Below are 21,381 nucleotides of genomic sequence, written 5' to 3'. Positions count from 1 at the left end.
GCTACCCTACTTTAAGCCGTATTTTTTGCGGAACCGGTCCGCCCTTCCCCTGGTCTCAACAGTCCGCTGGGAACCGGTAAAGAAGGGGTGGCATTTGGAACAAATTTCTACCTTGAGCTCCTTTTTGGTCGAACCGGTTTCAAAGATGTTGCCGCAGACGCAAATTACCCTCGCCGGCCCGTATTTGGGGTGGATGCCTTCCTTCACTGGAAATCACCTCACTTAAAACCTCATTGCATCTTAATCGCATACTTAATCATTATAACATAGGGAATAATAAGGAGCAAGATTTGTCAGTATTGTATGTCGTCGGACTGTGATATTGTCACCCTGGCCGGGGCGGTTACCGTGGCGGAAAAGCTGCGCCAGAAGGTGGAAAAACACTCCTTCCCCCACGGCGAAAAGCAGACGGAGGGACGGCTGACCATCAGCCTGGGGGTAGCGGTTTACCCGGATCACGCCCGGGACGCTGAAGGTTTGATCCTGGCCGCCGACCGGGCCATGTACCGGGCTAAGAAGAGTGGTAAAAACAGGTACGCCACGGCTATACTTCCCGGGTAAAATTCCCAACCAGAAGACCCGGAACTTTCTTCAACCGGCCAATGAACTCTCCTATACCGGCCAGTTCTCCCCGGGCCGGGGGCAGGCGGCCGAAGAGGTAGTCCGGGTCGATGTTCAAATTGCGCAATTGTACCATCTGAACCCCGGTCTCCTGGATAAAGGCCAGGAGGCTTTTCATCTCTTCCTCGCGGTCGGTCAGGCCGGGCAGAACCAGGAGGTTCAGGGAAACAAACACCCCCGCCTGCCGGGCCAGCACGATGGAGCGGCGCACATCATGGAGATCGTAATTATGGGGCCGGTGGTAGGCGCGATAAATATCAGGTCTGGCGCTGATTAAACTCACCCTTATGGAGTCAACCCCACTGGCGATGATTTTTTCCATGCCAGCAGTATGCCCGGCATTGGTGTTTATATTGATAGTCCCCCGGGATACCAGCCGCCGCACCCGGGAAATGGCGGCGGCAATGGTACCGGCAGCCAGGAGCGGTTCTCCCTCGCATCCCTGACCGAAGCTTATGATAGCCCCGGGGGCGCTCCTTAAGTGCTCCTCCATTACCTCCACCACCGCTTCCACCGGGGGAACGGATGAAATGCGCTCCTGCGGAGAGGGACAGCATTCGGCCGGCTGCCTGGAGATACACCCCAGGCAGCCGGCATTGCAACGGGGGGAAACGGGTACTCCTCCCTCCCAGCGGCGGCAAAAAATATTCTGGGCGGTAAAACAGGAGTAGTCCCGGGCGCAACGGGCCAGCTGGGCCAGGATGGGATTCCCGGGGTGGCGGTCCAGGCGCCCGGAAATCAACTGCGCCAGCTCCGGGGTGTTATAATGCCGGGGGTCCCAACGATGGGGGTTATCTGTTTGCCGCGCGGCCACCCACAACCCATCCTTATACCAGGCCACCGCTGCATAGCCAAAAAGGGGCAGGGGTTTTTCCCCTGCCGGCCGGCGGTAGGCCGGTAAAAGGGTGCGGGTGTAGCCCTGGGGTAAAAGGGCGGCCACGGCAAAGACGGGAGCCCCCTCCACCTCTTCCACCAGAACAAAATTACCCCGCCGGTCGAGCCCCACCGGGCTCCCGGCCGGAATGAGCACCAGGGAAGCCCCCCGGGGCAGGGGCATCATATCGGAAGGGGTTATTTCCACAAACCGGTCCCCGGTCCGTCCAACTGCAGCTATTTTAGGGTGATCGTAAAAACGCCCCCCGGCATCGGCATAAACCAGACGATACACAACTAAACCCCCGTAATATACAATCCCAAAACTACTCCCCCATTATAAGCAACGGAGCCGGGGACCGTCAATGATAAAGCCCCGGTACATACCCATTTTTGCACGCAAAAGGCCCGCTTTGTTCGCGGGCCTTTACACCCTGGTGCGGGTGAGACACAACAGGGGGTCGTAGGGTATGCCGTTTAAGCGCACTTCCAGGTGCAGGTGGGGACCGGTGGAACGTCCGGTGCTGCCCACCAGGGCAATAATCTCCCCGGCGTCCACCCACTGCCCCGGCTCCACCAGCACCTGAAGGGCGTGGGCGTAAAGGGTTTCCAGGCCGTCGCCGTGATCAATAATGACCGTGTTACCGTAGGTACCCCGGGGGCCGGCAAAGGTCACCCGGCCGGAACGCACCGCCCGGATGGGTTCGCCCTCCCCGGCGGCAATGTCCACCCCCTCATGGGGCCGGCCGTCCCGCCAGCCAAAGGGGGAGCTTACCCAACCCACCACGGGCCAGGCCAGTTGATCTACCGGCAGGGCGGCCATAATGGCTTCTGCTGTCAAGTTGCCCCCGTACCTGGCCGGGATGGTCACCTGCTGTCCCGGAAACAGCGTATCCGGATTCGGCAAATCGTTGACGGCCACCAGCCGGGACACGGGCACCTGGTAGCGCCGGGCAATATCCGAAAGAGTTTCGCCGGGTAATACCGTATGTGTGAGTACCCCGGCGGGAATTTGCAGTACCTGTCCCTCCACGATCAGGTTGGCGTCCCGGATGCCGTTTGCTTCCTGCAGGGCGGTTACCGGCAGGCCAAAACGGCCGGCTATATCCTCCAGGGTGTCCCCGGGCCGCACCCGGTACACGTGCCGGTCACCGGGCGGCGGACCTGTTTCCACCCGGGGGAGGTTGCCGTAGGACACGCCGGTGAGAATGGCCTCGTCGGGTGCGGCAAAAAGAGGCTCCCTCCCGGGCAGCAGGCACACCGCCAGGACGGCCCCGGTCACCAGCAATATGGTTAATTTGTGCAGACGCTTTTTAACTAACTTGCCCATGTACAGTCCTCTCCTTTAGCTGCTTAAAAGGGCGGGGGAATGAAAATCCCCGCCATTTCTTTCAGGCAGTCTAAAAAAGAGGATTGCCCAAAAGCGGGCCGTTTTATACATGGCGGGGGAGCACATTACACGAACTGTCACTGGCCTTCGGAGGCAATGTCCCGGCGCACATCGGGGGGTCTGTCCGGGGGAACCACGGGACCGCTCTTGCGGGCAGTGCGGAAGAGACGCAGGAGCTCTTCGTTGGTTTTGTTTTTTTTCATGCGCTCCACGAGCATCTCCATGGCCTCCCAGGGGGCCATACCCACGGTAGCCTTGCGGAAAAACCAGATCCACTCCAGCTCATCCCGGGACAACAGCAGTTCTTCCTTGCGCGTGCCGGAGCGTTGCACGTCAATGGCCGGGAACAAGCGCCGTTCCGCCAGGCGGCGGTCCAAAATCAGCTCCATATTGCCCGTGCCCTTGAACTCTTCAAAGATTACGTCATCCATCCGGCTGCCCGTCTCAATGAGGGCGGTGGCCAGGATGGTCAGGCTGCCCCCTTCCTCCAGGTTGCGGGCAGCACCGAAGAAACGTTTTGGCTTGTGCAACGCGGCCGGGTCGACACCCCCGGACAGGGTACGCCCGCTGGGGGGGATCACCAGGTTGTGCGCCCGGGCCAGCCGGGTGATGCTGTCCAGCAAGATCACCACATCCTGCTTGTGTTCCACAAGGCGCTTGGCCCGTTCCAGCACCATTTCCGCTACTTTCACATGGTTTTCCGGCGGCTCGTCAAAGGTGGAACTCACTACTTCCCCGTCCACCGAGCGTTCGATATCGGTAACTTCCTCCGGCCGTTCGTCAATGAGGAGCACGATAAGGTAAATTTCAGGATGATTTTGGGTAATACTGTTGGCAATTTCCTTTAAGAGCATGGTTTTGCCCGCCTTGGGCGGCGCGACAATCAAACCCCGCTGTCCTTTGCCGATGGGGGCAACCAGGTCGATAATCCTGGTGGCAATCTTGTCAGCCTGGGTCTCCAGGCGGATCCGCTCCTGGGGGTAGAGAGGGGTGAGGCCGTCGAAATGCAATCTCTCGGCGGCTTTCTCCGGATCAACGCCGTTAACCTGTTCCACACGCAAAAGGGCATAGTAGCGCTCGTTTTCCTTGGGCCCGCGCACCTGGCCGGCCACCAGGTCGCCGGTGCGCAGGTCAAACCGGCGGATCTGGGAGGAAGACACGTAGATATCATCGTGGCTGGGCAGGTACTGGAAGGGTCGCAGGAACCCGTAGCCGTCGGGGAGTATCTCCAGCACCCCCTGGGCGTAGATGAGCCCGTTTTTTTCCGTCTGGGCTTTGATGATTTCAAAGATCAGCTCCCGCTTGCGCAGGCGGGAATACCCGGTAAGCTCCAGCTCCCGGGCTATTTTGTACAGCTCCTGCATGGTTTTACCTTCTAGTTCCGAATAATTCACACTGCATCCTTTCCTTTCCAATAGCTGACTAAGGAGCGGCCCAGAAACGTCTGCCGTGACGGAGGAAGATCCACGCCTGACCAGTTGTAGGACATAATTTTAAAAAGGGGCTTGTATAAATGTATAATGTATAATGTATAAGGTGAGTTAAGGGGAAACCTGCCCGGCTGGCTTTCCCTGCTGGCCGGGGTTCCACAGGAGGGGAGGGACGTGCTCAAGAACGTTTTTTGGCCCGCCGTACTTCCAGCAGACGGCGCACGGGGAAGTAAATCAAGATCCACGCGAGGGCAGCGTCTATAGCTGCACCAATAAAAAAGGGGTATCCCATTTGTTTGAGGGTGGAAAGGGACCCCCCGGCACCAACCGCCGGGATGTCCCCAATGACAGTGCCGCCCACCAGGTAATTCAACGCGTAAAAAAAGGGTACGGCACACTTAAAAAAGGTGGCCGAAAGGGCGGCGGCAATGGCGTTTACCCTTAAGGACCGGGCCAGCAGGTAAGCCACGGGGATGCTGATCAGGGGAATGGGAAAAAAGTCCAGAGCCGTACCCAGGGCGACCCCGTGGGCAATTTTGTGCGGGGCGTCGGGAATGTCCATTACTTGATGATATTTTTCTGCCAGGTAGTTTTTCCAACCCGAAAGCTTTTCCTTGACGCGCACTATGAGCATGGTTTCTTATTTCTTGGGAACCGTGGCCCAGTCGGCCAGGAACCTTTCAATACCTATGTCGGTCAAGGGGTGCTTGAGCATTTGCATGAGCACTTTATAAGGCACGGTGGCGATGTCCGCACCGGCCCGGGCCGCCATGGTCACATGCACCGGGTGGCGAATACTGGCCGCAATAACTTTGGTCGGGATATCGTAATTGCTGTAAATGGCCATGATGTCCTGGATCAGTTCCAGTCCGTCGTGACCGATATCATCCAGCCGGCCTACAAAGGGGCTGACATATGTGGCCCCGGCCAGGGCGGCCAAAAGAGCCTGGTTGGCCGAAAAAACCAGTGTGACGTTGGTTTTGATCCCCTTGGTCGAAAGGAACTTCACCGCCTTGAGCCCTTCTCCGGTCATGGGGATTTTGACCACGATGTTGGGATGAATGGCCGCCAGTTCCTCCGCCTCTGCAATCATGCCTTCCGCTTCGGTGCTCACCGCTTCGGCGCTGATCGGCCCGTCCACAATAGCGGTGATTTCCCGCACCACTTCGGCAAAATCCCGGCCTTCCCTGGCAATCAAGGACGGGTTGGTGGTTACGCCACTGATTACCCCCAGGGCGTAGGCTTTTTTGATCTCTTCCACGTTGGCTGTGTCAAGAAAAAGTTGCATGGAAAATCCTCCTTGAATGCTGGCTGCCGTTTAATATTTATCCCCTGGCCTTCCCGGAGCAGCCAAAGACCCGCATTTTCTCCCGGATTACCTCAATGGCCGCTTCCCGGGCCGGCCCCAGGATCTTGCGGGGGTCGATTTCCTGCGGATTTTCGTCGAGCTTGCGGCGGACCGCCCCCACAAAGGCTTCCCGGATATTGGTATCAATGTTCACCTTGCGCACTCCCCGGCGGATGGCTTCCCGTATGGCCTCGTCGGGCACGCCGGAAGCCCCGTGCAATACCAGGGGAATGTGCACCAGCTCTTTAATCCTGGTCAGGCGCTCAAAGTCCAGCCTGGGCTCTCCTTTGTAACGGCCATGGGCTGTGCCGACGGCCACCGCCAGGGAATCTACACCCGTCTGTTCTACAAAATAGCGGGCTTCGTCCGGGTCGGTAAAAAAGGCCTCCCGGCCGGTGACCACAATGTCGTCCTCCACGCCGCCAATCCTGCCCAGCTCGGCCTCCACGGAAACTCCCACCGGTCTGGCCGCCGCCACCACCTGGCGGGTAAGGGCAATATTTTGCTCCAGGGGCAGGTGGGAACCGTCGATCATTACCGAGGAAAAACCGGCCACCATGCAGCGCATAACCTGGTCAAAGCTGGTACCATGGTCCAGGTGGAGGGCTACCGGTACCCTGGCGCCGCGGGCGGCCACCCGTGCCATGGCTGCAATATAGTCAACGCCAGCATACTTAATAGCCCCCTGACTGGCCTGCATAATCACCGGCGCATTTTCCGCCTCTGCTGCAGCCACGATGGCCTGCACTATTTCCAGGTTATTACAGTTAAAGGCTCCCACGGCATACCCTTCCACCTCGGCCGTCTTAAGCAGCACACTTACTGGAACAAGGGACATTTCATTCCCGCCCTTCTTTTTTCCCATTATCCCCCGGGGAAAAATTTTTAGTACAGGTCGCCGTTACCGCACACCTTGCCTTCGCTACGGCAGGGACAATGCTACCAATCACGGTTGCGGCGGCGTTTCCCTGGTTTGCCCTAAACGGGTGAAAGTATGCCGGGCCAGCTTTATTTTCCAGATACGCCCTACGGCATCGAGATCTTCTCTGGTTTCCGCATAAACTATGTAAAGGTTGTCACAACGGCTACAGTGCAGTTCCAGGCGATCGGGGAAGATATCCATTTCAATGCGATGACTTCCACACTCGCAGTAAAGCCTCCCGGCTTTACCCAGATCGTTCACGTGGTTCAAAATCGCATACATCACTTCCCGGTTATGGAAAAAGTTATCTGCCATAAAATCCAGCCCATCCAGGGCTTCATCCAGTCGGGCCTGGTCGCGCACCTGCTCCTCCGCCCCCAGGTGCCCCAGCTCCAGGCCGGTGGTCTGGCAAAACAACTCGATGCTCCCGCTGGACCACAGAGTGCGGGCGCTAACCAAACGGGCGTGCTTTGCACCGCAAACCACACAGGGGACTTGCAGGTTCACTTTCTTGTCCCGGGAAGTGAGTAACAACTTAAGGGCTCCACAGGAACAGTTGATCTGCAGTGAGGAACGACCGCCCACCAGGGCAAAACGGGAAATCCTGTGGCGCTCCAACCTGCCGCATTCCGGACAACGCATCACCAGGGTTGTCCCGGTATTGACGACCACGTAAACCAAACCCCCACGCGGCAACCTTTAAAAAACTTTTTGCCTGACTCCCTTCAGCCAATTACCCCCAGGTATCTCCTGGCTGGACGCCTGTCGGCCAAAAGAGCCCGGACAAGATAACGCACTTCCTGGAGATCAAAGGGCTTGCTCACATAATGCCGTACCCCTAGCTTTTTGGCTTCACCAAGCAGTTCAAGCTCCCCATACGCGGTCATCATAATCACCGGTATATCCGGATTCAGCTTGCGAGTTTCCCGCAGGGTGTCCAGTCCACTCATTCCGGGCATCTTCATGTCCAGCAGCACCAGGTCTATACCACCATTCCTCAGCTTCTTGAGTGCCTCAGGTCCAGAAACGGCCAGCTCCACTTCATATCCGTCATCGCTGAAAGCCTCCAGGAGCATCCGGCGCACTCCGGCCTGGTCATCCACTACCAACAGGTGATACCTGCAACTCGTCAACCTCTTACCCCCCTTGCCTGAAACTGGTTTCACCCTGACGGTGTAATGCGTTAAAGAATGTTTCGGCAGGGGGTAAAAAATCCCTTCTCCCGGGAAAAATTTTTTACCAGGGTGCGCCGTTCAGTGGAAACAGGGCAGAAAGGCCCGCGGCAAAAAGCACCAGTAAAATAATGCTTGAAAGGATAATGATGGCCGGTGGCAGCAGCACCGTAAGCAAAGCGCGGCTCGCCGTGAAATGATATACTTCCATCAACCCCAGGACTACCAGCACCACACCCCAGATAAAAACAGCCAGTCCTAGAATCGCTGTGACCATGGTTAAGGGCATTCCCCGGGTATCAAGCAGCAGGAGCAACAAATCAACGGGTATCATGGCCAGTGCCGGCAATGCCGCCAGGGCTGTTACGGTTAAGATTCCAGAGGCCTTGCCCCGTCCGCCCAGCAAGCCGGCGGTGAGGTGCAGGAGGGCGCTCACCACCACCCACTTCACATACTGAAAAACCAGGCCTGCCGCCGCCACGAGGGGAGCTGCCGGTGCAAGCCAGTTCATACCCATGGATGGATGGCCGGGCGGCAGGGTCAGGCGGTACCCCACCAGGGCTCCCATAAGGGCGCCAGCCAGGTTGACCAGGGTAAAGATCAAAACCGCCAGGCCAAGGGGCGGGCGGGCGGCCAGCCGCCGGAAAGTAGCCCGGGGGTCAAAGAAGACCCCGTAAATGATATCCAGAAAGCCCATCGGGGGCTCCGGGGGAGGCGTATTTTCCGCCGGGACGCCATGAACATCTTCACCGGGGGGGAAGACCCCGCCGGGAGTCTGGGTGCGTTCTTCCACCTGGACCACCTCCGTTTTCAAAATGTCCCCTTATGAACCGGGAAAGCGTAGCGTATCGTCCCCCGAACCAGGGGGGAGGCAGGGGGGACAGATCAGCCAGATGGCTGTTTTATTGTCCGGAAAAGCGCTGCCAAACCCTTTGGGGAAAAGCGTCCCGGACAGGATTTCGGACCAAAAACCGCGGGGACCCAGCTCGGTGGTCACGGGGTTGGGACCCAACCCGGCCAGACGGCCGGCCAGGCGCACGGCATCCCCCAGGTTGCCCAGCTCATCCACGAGCCCCAGTTTTTGAGCCTGCCGCCCGGTATAGACCCGCCCGTCGGCCAGTTTTCTCACCCGGTCCAGCTCCATCTTCCTGCCTTCAGATACGGCACGCAGAAACTGGTCGTAAATGTCATCAACCATACCCTGAAAGATGTCCTGTTCCTCGGGGGTTACCGGCCGGCTTGGCGAGCCCATGTCTTTGTAGGGGCCGCTTTTGAAGGTGCGGGTATTGATACCCAGCTTGTTGTACAAACCCCGCAGGTCCTGGGTCTGCATGATTACACCAATGCTGCCGGTAAGGGTGCCGGGATTGGCCACAATTTTATCTGCCCGGCTGGCAATCCAGTAAGCCCCGGAGGCCGCGGCATCCCCCATGGAGGCCACCACTTTCTTGCCGCTCTGGCGCAGGTTATCCACTTCCGCGGCAATCTCCTGGGCGCCTGCAGCGGTGCCCCCCGGGCTGTTTAACCGCAGCACCACAGCCTTAACCGCCGGGTCCTGCGCCGCCCGGCGCAGCCGCTCTATCACCTCTTCCGAACCGGTCCCCGAGCTAAAGAGCCCCGGGTTAACCCGGCCGCTGACAATGGTGCCGGTAATGGGAATTATGGCCACCGCACCGGTACCCCGGGGAACTTTTATTCCCTTGGCCGGACGGGAAAGCACGCTTACCAGCCCTGCACCCAGGGAAAGCAACACCGCCATACACACCACGGCAGCCACGAGCCTTCTCTTCACACCAGAAAACCTCCCACAGGCCTATTCTTTACCCGGCCGGTTGAACCCATGCAGGGTTAAGCACGGTTTCCCCTGTAAGCCAGGGAAGCACCGACAAAGTCCCGGAAAAGGGGATGGGGCCGGTTGGGCCTGGATTTAAACTCGGGATGAAACTGCGTGCCCAAAAACCAGGGATGCCCCGGCAGTTCGACAATTTCCACCAGGTAGCCGTCCGGGCGCGTACCGCTAAAGACCAGCCCTCCCCGGGACAGTTCATCCCGGTAGGTGTTGTTCAGTTCGTAGCGATGGCGATGCCTTTCGTAAATAATTTCTTCCCCGTAGGCCCTGTGGGCCAGGGTTCCGGGTACCAGGCGGCAGGGATAACGACCCAAACGCATGGTGCCGCCCAGGCGGTCCAGCTCCTTTTGTTCCGGCAACAGGTCGATAACCGGGTACGGGGTGCGGGGATCAAATTCGGAGCTGTTGGCCCTGGGCCAATTTAAGACGTGGCGGGCATATTCCACCACTGCCAGCTGCATCCCCAGGCAAATGCCCAAAAAGGGGATTTTCTTCTCCCGGGCAAATTTGATGGCGTTGATTTTTCCCTCGATGCCCCGGTCACCGAATCCCCCGGGAACCAGCACCCCATCCACATCATGGAGATAATCTCCGGCCGGCTTGCATTCCAGTTCCTCGGAATTGATCCAGCGAATGTCCACCGCAGCACCATGGTAGAGCCCGGCATGGCGCAGGGCTTCGGCCACGCTGAAATAGGCGTCGGGCAGGGAGACGTACTTGCCCACCAGGCCGATGGCAACTTTCTCCCGCAGGTTTTTCATGCGGTTGACCATATCTTCCCATTCGGTCAGTTCGGGAGGATGACATTCCAGGCCCAGGCGCTGTACCGTTATTTCCCCCAGACCCTCCCTTTCCAGCATCAAGGGTACCTCATAGATGGAGGGGGCATCTACTGCCTGGATTACCGCCCGGGGATCGATGTCACAAAAGAGGGCTATTTTTTCCTCCATTTCCCGGGAAAGGGGGCGCTCCGTACGGCAGATAATCACGTCGGGTTGAATGCCGATGCTGCGGAGCTCCTTCACGCTGTGCTGGGTGGGTTTTGTTTTTAATTCGTTGGCTACTCTGAGATAAGGCACCAGGGTGACGTGGATGTACATGACGTTCTCCCGGCCCAGGTCGGTGCGCAGCTGGCGGATGGCTTCCAGAAAGGGAAGGGACTCGATATCGCCCACGGTGCCCCCAATTTCCGTAATGACCACATCGGGATTGGATTCGTCGGCAACCCGCAGAATCCTTTCCTTGATCTCGTTGGTGATATGGGGAATTACCTGTACGGTGGCGCCCAGGTAGTCGCCCCGGCGCTCCTTGGTGATCACCGACCAGTAGATACCCCCGGTGGTTACGTTGCTGCTGCGGCTCAAGTTGCTGTCGATGAAGCGTTCATAATGTCCCAGGTCCAGGTCGGTTTCCGCGCCGTCCTCGGTAACGAAAACCTCCCCGTGCTGGTAGGGGCTCATGGTGCCGGGATCAATATTGATATAAGGGTCCAGTTTTTGAATGGCCACCTTCAGGCCGCGGCTTTTCAACAGGCGGCCCAGGGAAGCGGCAGTAATACCCTTGCCCAACGATGATACTACTCCACCGGTGACAAAAATAAATTTGGCCATGATAGCCTCCTGTCAACATTACTGCTGTATTTTTTACGACATCGGTATATAATACCTATCCTATTCTAGCCGTGGCAAGAGGACATGTCAACAGATCTAACGGCTGAGTTATCCCCACATTCCAACTACCCTGTTTTGGCTCTCGCTCGCTCCGGTGAGCCTCGCGGGCCAAACTAGCGCTCGACTCAAAGCTCCGGCAGGCTTCCCGGCAAATTCGGCATCCTGCCTCAGTTGCCGGCCTCGGGCATCCATGCCCTCGGGCCTGCCTTCGCTTTTCGCCTCGCCAAGTTTGGCTGGCCGCTCGGCTCAAGTCGCTCGCTACCGAGTCAAAACAGGGGCTTTAAAAAACTGGTGATACTTCAGATCTAACGGTTCACCAGGCGGGCCACCACAAGGTAGCCCAGGAAAAGGCCCACCACCCCCATGACCCCCGCCAGGGTAGGAGGTGCAGGTACGGGTAGTTTTAACCAGGCAAAGGCCACACCGGCCACAAAACCCGTGATCAATGCCAGAACAGGTTCCTTCAACAAAGAGGCACACTCCCCCCAAACAGACTATCTACAATCACATCCGCTCCGGGGCGGAGAGACCCAGCAGGCGCAGACCGTTCCGCAGGACGATGCGGGTGGCGTCCACCAGCACCAGCCGCGCGGCGGTCAAGGCCTCGTCCCCGGTAATCACCCGGTGGCTGTTGTAGAAGCTGTGCAGCAGTCCCGCCACTTCATGCAGGTAGCGGGCCATACGGTGGGGGGCCAGATCCTTTGCTCCCAGGGCCACTTCCTCGGGGAAATCGGCCAGCCTGCGGGCCAGGGCCAGTTCCGCCTCTTCCTTTAAAAGCCCCAGATCCACCTGCTCCGGTAAAGAGGCTTCCCGGTCCAGCTGGCGCAAAATGCTGCAGATGCGGGCGTGGGCGTACTGGATGTAATAGACCGGGTTCTCGTTGGTCTGCGCCCGGGCCAGGTCCAGGTCAAAATCCAGGTGGCTGTCTGCGCTGCGCAGTACAAAGAAGTAGCGGGCCGCATCCCTGCCGACCTCTTCCACCAGTTCCTCCAGGGTGACAAACTGGCCGGAGCGCTTGCTCATGCGCACGAGTTCGCCGCCCCGGTACAGGCGCACCAGCTGCATGATCACAATTTCCAGGGCATCGGGGTTGTAGCCCAGGGCGGCCACGGCCCCCTTCATCCGGGCCACGTGGCCGTGGTGGTCCGCCCCCCAGATGTTAATGACACGGTCAAAGCCGCGGCGGAATTTGTCCAGGTGGTAGGCGATATCCGCCGCAAAGTAGGTGGGCACACCGTTGCTGCGCACCAGCACCTCGTCCTTTTCCACCCCGAACTCCGTCGCTTTAAACCAGAGTGCCCCTTCATATTCGTAGAGGTACCCCCGGCGGCGCAGGATATCGATGGCCTCCTGTACCGCCCCCGATTCATGCAGGCTCTTCTCGGAAAACCACACGTCATAATGGACGCCAAAATCCTCCAGGGCTTTCTTGATGGCGGCCAGCTTCTCTTTCAAGGCGTAATCCACCAGAACCCGGCGCCTCTCTTCCTCCGGAGCGTGCAGGTATTGATCGCCGAAACGCTCCACAAAGCTCCTTACCGTGTCGATAATATCTTCCCCGTGGTAGCCCTCCTCGGGCACTTGAGCCGGCCGGCCGAGTAGCTGGAAGTAGCGGGCCTCCAGGGACCGCCCGAAGTTTTCGATCTGGTTGCCGGCATCATTGATGTAGTATTCCCGGGTGACCCGGTAACCGGCAAAATCTAAAATGGCGGCAATGCTGTCCCCCAGGGCCGCTCCCCGGGCGTTGCCCATGTGCAAAAGGCCGGTGGGGTTGGCGCTGACAAATTCCACCTGCACCCGGGCACCGTTGCCCAGATTCACCCGCCCGTAGTCGTGATCCGCCGCAATAATGCGGGGCAGCTCGGCCAGCACCCACTGGGGAGCCAGGTAGAAATTAATAAAACCGGGTCCGGCCACTTCCACCTTTTCTACCGAAATCCCGGTCAGGTCTAAATGGGCCACCAGGGCCTCGGCAATCTTGCGGGGCGCAAGACGGGCCGGCCTGGCCAGGAGCATGGCCAGATTGGTGGCAAAATCTCCGTGTTCCTTTTCCCGGGGCACCTCCACAACAAATGGCGGGGGAGTGACCGCGGGCAACAAACCCCTGCTTACAGCAGAAGCCAGTGCCCTTTCCAGAGCACCGGCCAGGTGTTCCCGTACTTCCTGGACTAGACCCTTCATCTTTTAGAAACTAAACCTCCTGCACGGTAATGGATAATTCGTTGTAACCGATCCTTTGCCGGCATAATTCCAACTCGTATTCCAGATTAATACTTCCGCCCACCTCTGTCAAGTCCACCTCTACTTTCCAGGGCAGAACCCGGATCCACATGGACCCGTAAGGCGTCATGTAACTGGTTTCATGGTGAATTCCTTCTTCAAAAACCTGCTTTACTTCGGCCGTACCCATGCGGTTTAAGGTAACCCGGCTGGGTTCAGCCTTTAGAGAGGTAGTGGTTCCGGCCAGGCCGGAAATTTCAGACTCATTGTAAACGATGTAAAAAGAACTGTTTTTCTGATAATAATTGGCTTTCGTTACCAGTTCGATGGTTTCCCGCTCCCCCAGGTCATTGGTCTGCGTTCCACGGATGGTTACCAGCACCTCTTTGCGCAATACCAATCATCCTTTCACCTTAAGAGCCGGGCAAGGGCATCTTAACTAAAATTTTAAATATTATATCCTGTTTTCCGCCGGCCAAAAAGAGGGTATTTATTTTTTCCAGCTGAAAATTTGGCCGCTTCAGGACGGCCGGCGCAAAACAAAAAGCAGGGCCTCAACGGCTCCTGCCCGCACGCTTTCTTTACAATTTTTTGGAGCAAAACAAAAAAGGCTCCTGCTGATGTCTGTTTTGCCGACAAACTGTGAGATACGCGTGATTATGGGTCAACACCTCTCTCTCCCTTTTAGCGGAAGAGAAAGGTTACCACGCTGTTGTAAAAGTCATTCATAAACACTTTTACCACCAGCAAAGCGGTCAGGTTGATAATGGTGCCCACTCCCAGGATGTCTACCGCCAGGCCCAGGTTTTCAAGCCACCGGGGTTCCTCCCTTAAAGACGGTGATTGACCTTTGTTCATTTTTTACACCCCCATTCGAAAATTAAAGTGGGGCTTTTTCCGGCCAAAGAGTTGTGGTGACAAAACTAAGGTTTATACGTAGTGACAATATGTACGAATTTTAACAAGCTCCACATAACCACCCTGTTGATTTTATTATAGTCCTAAATTTTCAGAAATCAATAGGCAGGTGACAAAAAGATAGGATTCACAAGCACAAAAGATTTTCACCCCGAAGCAACTGAATATGGCATAAAAACTCTGTACGGCCGACCTGCCGAATCATAAAAACAAAGCGGCGCCGTTAAAGGCACCGCCTGTTGAAGCTCTTATTTCACTTAACGCCCGCGGGCACGTATAGCCGTCGACCCGGCGGACCTCCCGGAGCCGGGCATCAGGCCTCTGCCTTTTCCCCGTGGGCGGAGGCCGAAATGCCCAGGCCCTCGAAGATGAACATCATGGCAAAGCCGTACCACATGGTATAGATGACGTAAAAGGCGAGCATGAAGGTGGTCATGCCTGCTTTATCGGCTACTCTGGCCGCCTGGATCCCTTCGAAGTTATATGCGGGCTCCAGGGCCTTGGTCATCACCGATCCCGCGAAGGACATCTCGCTGGCGCGGGCTTCCAATTTGTACTGCTTCTGGAGGGCGTTGAATAGGTTCCACCAGTAATAGATCGCTTCCCGCGACTCCAGGCCGTAACGACTTTTGATCTGATCGCCTTTGTTATTAAACTCCGCATCCGCATCGGTCAGCGCCGCGCTGGCTACCTTACCCAGATCCCCGCTGACCATTAGTTTTTGCCCCTGTGCCACCACTGTGGCACCGGCGGCGGTAAAGAGCCCCGTCATTTTCTCTGCTTCTTCTTTATCTCCGGCATCCAGGGTTACCTGGAAACTTTGCCCTTCAAACTTTTTCGCCTTGCTCATGATACCGGGAATGTAGTAGGTTGAACCCTTGGTTAACTCGTTAAACAGGTCGTCGGCATAGCCGATGACCGTTTTGCCGTTCATTACCGGGCTCATCAATACTGCCAGAACCACGAAGAAGGAAATGAGCAGCACCATTCCGATAAAAAATTCCCTTTTCCGCATAATCATACCGGAATACACCCCCTTTTTTGCAGACTACCTTAGTGCCCCACGCCCGTACCGCCGGCCGTGAGAGCCTGCCGCTCGGCTTCCCGGATCTTGCCGGCGCCCTTGAAGAACACGGCCAGGATCCACACCGAGAAGATGCCTACCAGGGCAAAGAAGATCACCGTACCCACACTGTTGATCATGGCCGCCGTGGCCTTGTTCATGCTGATCCAACCGACCTCGTTCAGCTTGCCCGGCAGGGCGCAGATCCGGTTCACAAAACCGGCCAGGATGGTCAGGGCGTAGAAGGCTCTGATAGTAATCCCCTTCACCATCCTGGTCACCAGGGCACCCATCTGCACGCCTACGAGGGATCCCAGGAGCATGCCCATGGCCACGGTGTAGAATACGTAGCCGTAAATGGCATACTGGGTAATGGAGGAGTAGCCGGTGGTAAAGATGATCTGCAGGATGTCGGTACCCACGGTGGTAAAGGTGGATACGCCCAGGCCGTAAACCATCATGGGGAAGGTCAGGAAACCGCCGCCCACGCCCATGATGGCGGCAACAAAGCCAACGATGAAGCCGCAGATGATAATAGGATACACGGCGATGCTCCGGCCGCCGGGGACAATGTGCTCGTCGAATTTCACCCGGGGCTTTAAGGGAAGGGACTGCAGCCAGCGGGCAAAATTGGTCGTGGTGTCGGTACCGGATGTCCTGGCACCGCCGGCAGTACCTTTACGCATGCGGAGCCAGTCGGCCAGGGCGTAGAAGCCCAGAATGCCCAGCATGAACACGTATACCGCACTGATGAAGGCATCGCTCAAAGCGGGGCTTTTCTGGTAGATGGCCCTGTTCAGCACGCCGCCCACGGACGCACCGGTTACCGAACCCAGGACAAACCACACGGCAATCCAGAAGTTCACGTTACCCATCTTGCGGTGGATGACCGTACCCATGATTGCTTTGGCAAAGAGGTGGAACTGGTCGGTGCCCACGGCCATAATCCCCTTCACGCCGATGCTCATCAGCGCCGGGGTAAGGACGTAGCCGCCGCCCGCACCAATCACGCCGGTAATCAACCCGGCCATGACGCCTACAAAGACCGAGCCAATAAACATCTCGGTGGTGGCGAAGCTGGGCATGTAGGCCTTGTGCCCGCCGATGTGCTCGGGCAGGCCGGCCGCCACAGCCACCTCCATCCCCAGGCCTAAAAGGACGGGAAACATGGCTATCAGCAGAAGCTTCCAGCGTTGACCCAGGATGACCCGGCTCATTTCCAGTTCCCACTGGGCCTGCTTCCTGGACAGGGCGGTCAGGAATTCACCGGCAGCCAGACCGCCCCCGGCAACCCTTCTTAAAATACTCATTGATGATACCTCCTTAAGTTAGTTCCCCCAAACCAGCGTTTTAACCACTACATTCAGCCTTGCCAGTTCTTTTTTGATTCTTCCGGCCCGGCCGGTTCCTTTGCCCTTCTCGCCGCGCCGGCCCTCTCACCCCCTTGTCTTTTTATCACTACAAACCGTAGTGACAACTTCCAAAGATATAAGCCTGAGAGCTTAGACATTTCCGCCCTTTGAGCTTGTGAAATGTTTCACTATCTTGGGTAATTTTTTGTCACTACCCCGTTGTGGTAGTGACCCTGGCCTTCCGGCGGAATTGATCTGCAAAGATCACTTTACTTCGCGAACCACCGCCCGCACTGTCCAGCTCCCGCACCATTTCGGCAAAAATCTCTTTCATGCCCACCATACCCACCAGCCGGTCTTCCTCCCAGACGGGTACCGGTTCCTGCCCGGTGCTGAGAATGATGTGGGCAGCTTTAACGATGCTATCCTGAGCTTTTAACCGGCGCGGCAGAGGCACCATGATTTCTTTAACCGGTCGTTCGGCCAGGGCCGCGCAACGCTCCTGGAAGTGACCCGTGAACAATACGGGCTCCCTCCAGTCGGGGCTGACGGTCCAGCCGCCGTAAGTGGCTTTCCTGAACATGACGGGATCCAGCCCCCGGAGAATTTCCTTTAGCCCGACCATCCCGGCCACCCTGTCATTTTCCAGGACCAGCACCAGCGGGTAGCCCCGGCGGGATTTGAGGGCGGCCACCGCGTCTTTAGCCGTTGATTCACCGGGCACTGTGGCAAATTCCATGATGGGCACCATGATGTCCCCAACCCTTTTTTCCATGGGTCCACCTCCTCCCGTCGGGGAGTCAGGCCGGGGTGCCTAAACCACGACCGCCCTGGGGTCGGGCACCCCGATGGCCTGCAGAATTTCTTCCTGGGTTTTTTCTATGCTCGTCACCGACTTCAGCTCCACATCGTCCACCCGGTTGATGGCCACCTTCACTTCTTCCAGCAGCTCCAGGGCCTGGCGGGAGGTCAGAGGTATTCCCGCCCGTTTGAGCAACCCTTCCAGGGTCTTTTCCAGCATGGCGGCCAGTACGCATACGAAAATACTGGCGGAAAGGTTCCGTTCGCGGTAGAATTCTTTCGGCCTGGCCTCAAAACTCCTGATTTCCTTAAAGGATTCCCCCAGCTGGCCGAGGCGGGTGTATGCCAGCAGTAATTCCCGGCCGTCCAACAGGGTAGCGTTAGTTTCCAGCAGGAAGGCCCCCGCTGTTTTCTCCTCCCGGGTGATCACGTCTTCTTTGCGGCGCCAGGTCAGCTCCCCGGTGGCCTCGTTGTAATGCCAGTCAAAATAGCGGCGGCAGTATTTATCCTTCAGGACAGCAGCACCCCTGGGCAGGGTCCTCTTGCCCGAACGGTGTTCAGACGCGGCCGTTTTCTGCAGTTCCCGCAATTCTTCCTCCACCTCATCCAGGCGTTCCGCAAGGGCAATCACCTTTTCCTTTGCCGCCGCCGGGCTGTAGCACACCAGGTACCGCACCCCCCCTTCCATGACTTCCTTATACCAGAGATCCCTATCCACTTCTTTAAATTCCGCCCTGTTCTCCACCAGTTCCCGCTCACATAACCTTAACTCCCATTCCGACTGGATCTTGCGACGAACCAGATAATGGTAGCTGTGGGACACCAGCACCTCCAGGTGGGGGCCGGACACCAGCCGGCGGTCACCCACAAAGATGCACTGACGGGTACCATGCCCGGCCTGCAGGTGGTGCACAATTTCCCGGAAGTCCCCCTCGTCGGGTACCTCGTGCAGGATGCGGTGCCCAAAGGGCATCCCCTCACGGCTGACCAGAATCCCCAGGTAAACCAGCTGCTCCTCCAGTGGTGCTTCTAGAATATACCGGCCATAGGGCGAATGGTCAAGTTCACTGCGAGGAGCAGGCTCAACGGTGGCCGTGGTCAGCAGGCAGAAGGCGACCTCCCGGCTGACCCGGGTAAAGGCACACAACCTCTGGAAAATTTCCTCCTCCAGCCTTTCCTTCACGCTGGCCACGCTGTCCAGCGCCCTGTAAAAATGGTGGTCTAAAAATTCCTTGCCCTGGGCTTCGGGAAAGTACAGGCACCGGTACCAGTCGCTAATGGCCTGTTTATTTGGGGGCTTGATGATCTGGTTGATGGCCATCAGTTCCAGCAGCAGGGCGGTGTCCGGGTCGTACCTTTCACCGGAAAAAACGGCCTCCACGGCTCCCCCCACATCCAGCATCTCCCAGATCCGGTGTATGGCCAGCACCTCGCCGTAGCGCAGAACCTTCCTGGCTTCGATATTGGCTGGCCGCCGGGAAACACCGCATATCCGGGCCAGGCCGTCAATCAGGCCCTCCACCTTTTCCGGCGTCAGGTTCTCCAGGTTGCCCAGGTTGGCGATTACCCTCTGTTTTACCTTGTTCCCTTCCCGGTAGTTTTCAATGAGTTTCAGGTAGGTGTACTCTTTTCCCCCGCTGCGGCTGGTAACTTTTCGGAAAAACATGGGCACATCACCCCCAAGTCAACCTGGTAAATATTCAATGAACCCGCAACCCCCAACCTGGCCGGCACCCGGCCGGTAAGGGGAGCCTTTTGTCACTACATAACAGCGCATTTCCCCAGGTATGTTACGGCGTTCACATACTCCATTTATCCCTCATTTTACTTCAATCTGTCAGGTTCCAAAGTCCTTGTGTCTACTGGCTTTTCACCACACCTGTTCACTACAAAATATGCCGCTAATTTCAGGTTGTGCACTTATTCACATTTCTATGTCTGTGCCCTCGTTTTGCTTCAAGTATAACATAGCCTTGTTGTTTGTGCAATAAATCACTTTGTTATTTTTTAAATTTATAATCTTCCACCAATTGTATTTGTTTTGGACGGGGGCGGAATTTGGTTACTCTAAGAATAGCCCCGGTTACCAAACTCCCAGCACGTGCCACCAGAAACCACCGAGAAAGGTAACGGTGAAGACCAGGGAGATGAGAAAGAGTACGCCCCCGGCCTTTAAAAAATCCTGTGCCTGCAAGAAACCGGGACCGTAAACGATGGCGTTGGCGGGAGTGGCAATCACCAGGAGGTAGGAAAAGGCCGAAGCCAGGGAGGTGGCCACACCAATGACCAGGGGTGAGGTCCGGGACAGTTCGGCCACCTTCAAAAAGATTGGGCCGAGGACGGCCACCGTGGGACCGTCTGCCATGGTATTGGTCACCAGGGCGGTTACCGTGGCAGTAACCGCCAGCAGGGAAACCCCCTCGGTTACCTCGGCGGCCGCCGCCAGGTGCAGGAGCTGCCCGGCCAGCCAGGAAGCGGCGCCGGTGGCAATGAGCATCTTACCCATGGAAATGGCCCCGGCGTAAAGTAAAACCACCCCCCACTGGGTTTTTTGCTGCAGGTAGCTCCAGTCGATCAGGCGCAATACCGCCGCCAGGAGAATACCCACCATGGCAATGTTGCCCACCCCAAAACGCTGGCTGGCAAAAATCCAGCCGGCCACCACGGCCAGAAAAATGGCCAGAGCCATCCGCGCCTGGCTGGTCATGGGACCATCGGCCTCCATTTCCTCCCTGATGGCCTTAATTGCCCCGGCCAGGTCTGTAATTTCCGGAGAAAAGAGGTTCAGCAGCCAGTAACTAACTATAGGGATCATGATCAGGGTAAAGGGCATGACCATGAGCATCCACTGGCCGTAGCCGACGTTGACGCCCAGGCTGTTCAAAAGGCCCAGCATCAGGGCATTGCGGGCGCCTCCCGATGGCGCGGAGACACCCCCAATAATCACGCCGTAGGCAATGGAGAGCATGATCAGCTTGGCCAGGTTGGGCACCTTTTTGTAACCACCGCTTAAGGAAATAATGCCCACCCCGATGGGGAGCATGATCATCACCGCGGCGTGCTCCGTAATGAAGCCAGCGCTGATGGCGCAAAAGGCCACAATGCCCAGGATAACCCTTTCAATGCGGGTGCCGCATAGTTTGAGCATGAAGAGGGCCACCCGGTTGTGGATATTGTACTTCATCAGCATGGCACCCATCATCAGCACGCCCATGATGAAAATCACGGCATCGTCCATAAAGGTGCGGGGCACCTCTCTGAAGCCGGCGATGCCGGCGAAAACCTGGTAAGAGCCGATAAGCATGGCGGTCATGGGCAGGGGCACCGCTTCGGTCAAAAAGCAGACGATGACAAAGGCCCAGAGACCCAGGGCGTACTTTCCCTGCACGGTCAGGCCCCGGGGTGTGGGCAACAGGCAGATGACGGCCGTTAAAACTAGCGCCAGCAGAAGCCACTTTCGCTCCTTTAAAAACGCCTTGATTTTACCCAGGGGCGCATGGAAACGGACCCTCCCATCCCCGTTGTCCAGGGGTTCAAGGCCCGGCGCCGTCCTCTCCTTCTTTCGATATTCGTTTAGCTTAAAAACCTTTTGCCTGCCCATAAGTCCCGACCCCAGGCATTTTCGTAGCCGCTCAATTCGAAAAAGGCGTTAAAAATATTCAGTGAACTGGTTGGATGCGGCGCTGTCCCCGCTCACTCCAGTGCTTCGCGTAAGATGCGCGCCGCATCCTTTTCATAAAGGTTCTACTGAA

Annotated in this window: 22 protein-coding genes; 1 reads left to right on the top strand and 21 read right to left on the bottom strand. The window is 57.3% G+C overall.

What is annotated here, in order from left to right; all coding sequences use genetic code 11:
• Window positions 1-6: 6 nt before the first annotated feature.
• Entirely contained in the window at window positions 7-207 is a 201-nt protein-coding gene (rpmE, locus tag D7024_RS00595) for a 50S ribosomal protein L31 (protein ID WP_121450087.1), read from the bottom strand.
• A gap of 96 nt (window positions 208-303) precedes the next feature.
• On the opposite strand from rpmE, the gene D7024_RS00590 reads away from it, so the two are divergent.
• Window positions 304-561, top strand: coding sequence for a GGDEF domain-containing protein (locus D7024_RS00590; protein WP_121450086.1), 258 nt, complete (start codon window positions 304-306; stop codon window positions 559-561).
• On the opposite strand, the gene D7024_RS00585 is transcribed toward D7024_RS00590, so the two are convergent.
• The 20 genes from D7024_RS00585 to D7024_RS00495 all read right to left on the bottom strand — a co-directional run bounded on the left by D7024_RS00585 (window position 545) and on the right by D7024_RS00495 (window position 21,230).
• Window positions 545-1,789 (bottom strand): radical SAM family protein, encoded by a 1,245-nt coding sequence (locus D7024_RS00585; protein ID WP_121450085.1) that lies wholly within the window; start codon window positions 1,787-1,789, stop codon window positions 545-547. The two genes, D7024_RS00590 and D7024_RS00585, sit on opposite strands and share 17 nt — an antisense overlap.
• 132 nt (window positions 1,790-1,921) lie before the next feature.
• Window positions 1,922-2,824 carry a peptidoglycan DD-metalloendopeptidase family protein gene (locus D7024_RS00580; protein WP_121450084.1) on the bottom strand — a complete coding sequence of 301 codons (903 nt, stop codon included), beginning with the start codon at window positions 2,822-2,824 and terminating at the stop codon, window positions 1,922-1,924.
• Between the two features lie 137 nt (window positions 2,825-2,961).
• The gene (gene rho, locus D7024_RS00575; RefSeq protein ID WP_435374051.1) at window positions 2,962-4,248 is read right to left on the bottom strand and encodes a transcription termination factor Rho; all 1,287 of its coding nucleotides are present in this window, start codon (window positions 4,246-4,248) and stop codon (window positions 2,962-2,964) included.
• Between the two features lie 244 nt (window positions 4,249-4,492).
• Window positions 4,493-4,948 carry a DUF2062 domain-containing protein gene (locus D7024_RS00570; protein WP_121450082.1) on the bottom strand — a complete coding sequence of 152 codons (456 nt, stop codon included), beginning with the start codon at window positions 4,946-4,948 and terminating at the stop codon, window positions 4,493-4,495.
• A gap of 6 nt (window positions 4,949-4,954) precedes the next feature.
• Complete coding sequence (gene fsa / locus D7024_RS00565; RefSeq protein ID WP_121450081.1) at window positions 4,955-5,602, bottom strand: fructose-6-phosphate aldolase; 648 nt, start codon at window positions 5,600-5,602, stop codon at window positions 4,955-4,957.
• A 37-nt stretch (window positions 5,603-5,639) separates the two neighbouring features.
• Entirely contained in the window at window positions 5,640-6,500 is an 861-nt protein-coding gene (locus D7024_RS00560; RefSeq protein ID WP_121452395.1) for a class II fructose-1,6-bisphosphate aldolase, read from the bottom strand.
• Between the two features lie 108 nt (window positions 6,501-6,608).
• On the bottom strand, window positions 6,609-7,256 hold the full coding sequence (locus D7024_RS00555; RefSeq protein WP_125185594.1) for a hypothetical protein: 648 nt from the start codon (window positions 7,254-7,256) through the stop codon (window positions 6,609-6,611).
• A 53-nt stretch (window positions 7,257-7,309) separates the two neighbouring features.
• Entirely contained in the window at window positions 7,310-7,717 is a 408-nt protein-coding gene (locus D7024_RS00550; protein WP_121450079.1) for a response regulator, read from the bottom strand.
• 103 nt (window positions 7,718-7,820) lie between these two features.
• On the bottom strand, window positions 7,821-8,570 hold the full coding sequence (locus D7024_RS00545) for a Yip1 family protein (RefSeq protein WP_121450078.1): 750 nt from the start codon (window positions 8,568-8,570) through the stop codon (window positions 7,821-7,823).
• 9 nt (window positions 8,571-8,579) lie between these two features.
• Complete coding sequence (sppA, locus tag D7024_RS00540) at window positions 8,580-9,548, bottom strand: signal peptide peptidase SppA (protein ID WP_121450077.1); 969 nt, start codon at window positions 9,546-9,548, stop codon at window positions 8,580-8,582.
• A gap of 56 nt (window positions 9,549-9,604) precedes the next feature.
• A complete protein-coding gene (pyrG, locus tag D7024_RS00535) occupies window positions 9,605-11,215 on the bottom strand; it encodes a CTP synthase (RefSeq protein WP_121450076.1) in 1,611 nt (536 codons plus the stop codon).
• A 365-nt stretch (window positions 11,216-11,580) separates the two neighbouring features.
• Window positions 11,581-11,745: a XapX domain-containing protein gene (locus D7024_RS00530; RefSeq protein WP_341466928.1), complete on the bottom strand. Its 165-nt coding sequence runs from the start codon at window positions 11,743-11,745 to the stop codon at window positions 11,581-11,583.
• A gap of 34 nt (window positions 11,746-11,779) precedes the next feature.
• A complete protein-coding gene (gene argS / locus D7024_RS00525) occupies window positions 11,780-13,456 on the bottom strand; it encodes an arginine--tRNA ligase (protein WP_121450075.1) in 1,677 nt (558 codons plus the stop codon).
• 10 nt (window positions 13,457-13,466) lie between these two features.
• Window positions 13,467-13,889 (bottom strand): YwiB family protein, encoded by a 423-nt coding sequence (locus D7024_RS00520; protein ID WP_072870618.1) that lies wholly within the window; start codon window positions 13,887-13,889, stop codon window positions 13,467-13,469.
• 290 nt (window positions 13,890-14,179) lie between these two features.
• Window positions 14,180-14,353, bottom strand: coding sequence for a hypothetical protein (locus tag D7024_RS14630; RefSeq protein WP_013824456.1), 174 nt, complete (start codon window positions 14,351-14,353; stop codon window positions 14,180-14,182).
• 373 nt (window positions 14,354-14,726) lie between these two features.
• Complete coding sequence (locus D7024_RS00515) at window positions 14,727-15,434, bottom strand: hypothetical protein (protein ID WP_121450074.1); 708 nt, start codon at window positions 15,432-15,434, stop codon at window positions 14,727-14,729.
• 32 nt (window positions 15,435-15,466) lie between these two features.
• Window positions 15,467-16,786, bottom strand: a complete 1,320-nt coding sequence (locus D7024_RS00510) for a sulfite exporter TauE/SafE family protein (protein WP_121450073.1) — start codon at window positions 16,784-16,786, stop codon at window positions 15,467-15,469.
• Window positions 16,787-17,039: 253 nt separating this feature from the next.
• Entirely contained in the window at window positions 17,040-17,603 is a 564-nt protein-coding gene (locus tag D7024_RS00505) for a CBS domain-containing protein (protein ID WP_121450072.1), read from the bottom strand.
• Between the two features lie 39 nt (window positions 17,604-17,642).
• The gene (locus D7024_RS00500) at window positions 17,643-19,295 is read right to left on the bottom strand and encodes an IS1634 family transposase (RefSeq protein ID WP_121450071.1); all 1,653 of its coding nucleotides are present in this window, start codon (window positions 19,293-19,295) and stop codon (window positions 17,643-17,645) included.
• A gap of 417 nt (window positions 19,296-19,712) precedes the next feature.
• Window positions 19,713-21,230 carry an SLC13 family permease gene (locus D7024_RS00495; protein WP_121450070.1) on the bottom strand — a complete coding sequence of 506 codons (1,518 nt, stop codon included), beginning with the start codon at window positions 21,228-21,230 and terminating at the stop codon, window positions 19,713-19,715.
• Between the last annotated feature and the right edge of the window lie 151 nt (window positions 21,231-21,381).

The sequence above is a fragment of the Desulfofundulus salinus genome, from assembly GCF_003627965.1.
In the GTDB taxonomy this organism is placed as follows: Bacteria; Bacillota; Desulfotomaculia; order Desulfotomaculales; family Desulfovirgulaceae; genus Desulfofundulus; species Desulfofundulus salinus.
This window is presented reverse-complemented; position numbering and strand designations above follow the sequence as displayed.

Bases quoted from the DNA above. Each gene is read 5' to 3' on its own strand.
- rho (WP_435374051.1), bottom strand. From the start codon at position 4,248: ATGCAGGAGCTGTACAAAATAGCCCGGGAGCTGGAGCTTACCGGGTAT.
- D7024_RS00515 (WP_121450074.1), bottom strand. From the start codon at position 15,434: ATGATTATGCGGAAAAGGGAATTTTTTATCGGAATGGTGCTGCTCATT.
- D7024_RS00500 (WP_121450071.1), bottom strand. From the start codon at position 19,295: ATGTTTTTCCGAAAAGTTACCAGCCGCAGCGGGGGAAAAGAGTACACC.
- D7024_RS00510 (WP_121450073.1), bottom strand. From the start codon at position 16,786: ATGAGTATTTTAAGAAGGGTTGCCGGGGGCGGTCTGGCTGCCGGTGAA.
- D7024_RS00495 (WP_121450070.1), bottom strand. From the start codon at position 21,230: ATGGGCAGGCAAAAGGTTTTTAAGCTAAACGAATATCGAAAGAAGGAG.
- D7024_RS00505 (WP_121450072.1), bottom strand. From the start codon at position 17,603: ATGGAAAAAAGGGTTGGGGACATCATGGTGCCCATCATGGAATTTGCC.
- argS (WP_121450075.1), bottom strand. From the start codon at position 13,456: ATGAAGGGTCTAGTCCAGGAAGTACGGGAACACCTGGCCGGTGCTCTG.
- D7024_RS00590 (WP_121450086.1), top strand. From the start codon at position 304: ATGTCGTCGGACTGTGATATTGTCACCCTGGCCGGGGCGGTTACCGTG.
- D7024_RS14630 (WP_013824456.1), bottom strand. From the start codon at position 14,353: ATGAACAAAGGTCAATCACCGTCTTTAAGGGAGGAACCCCGGTGGCTT.
- fsa (WP_121450081.1), bottom strand. From the start codon at position 5,602: ATGCAACTTTTTCTTGACACAGCCAACGTGGAAGAGATCAAAAAAGCC.
- D7024_RS00560 (WP_121452395.1), bottom strand. From the start codon at position 6,500: ATGTCCCTTGTTCCAGTAAGTGTGCTGCTTAAGACGGCCGAGGTGGAA.
- D7024_RS00580 (WP_121450084.1), bottom strand. From the start codon at position 2,824: ATGGGCAAGTTAGTTAAAAAGCGTCTGCACAAATTAACCATATTGCTG.
- pyrG (WP_121450076.1), bottom strand. From the start codon at position 11,215: ATGGCCAAATTTATTTTTGTCACCGGTGGAGTAGTATCATCGTTGGGC.
- D7024_RS00570 (WP_121450082.1), bottom strand. From the start codon at position 4,948: ATGCTCATAGTGCGCGTCAAGGAAAAGCTTTCGGGTTGGAAAAACTAC.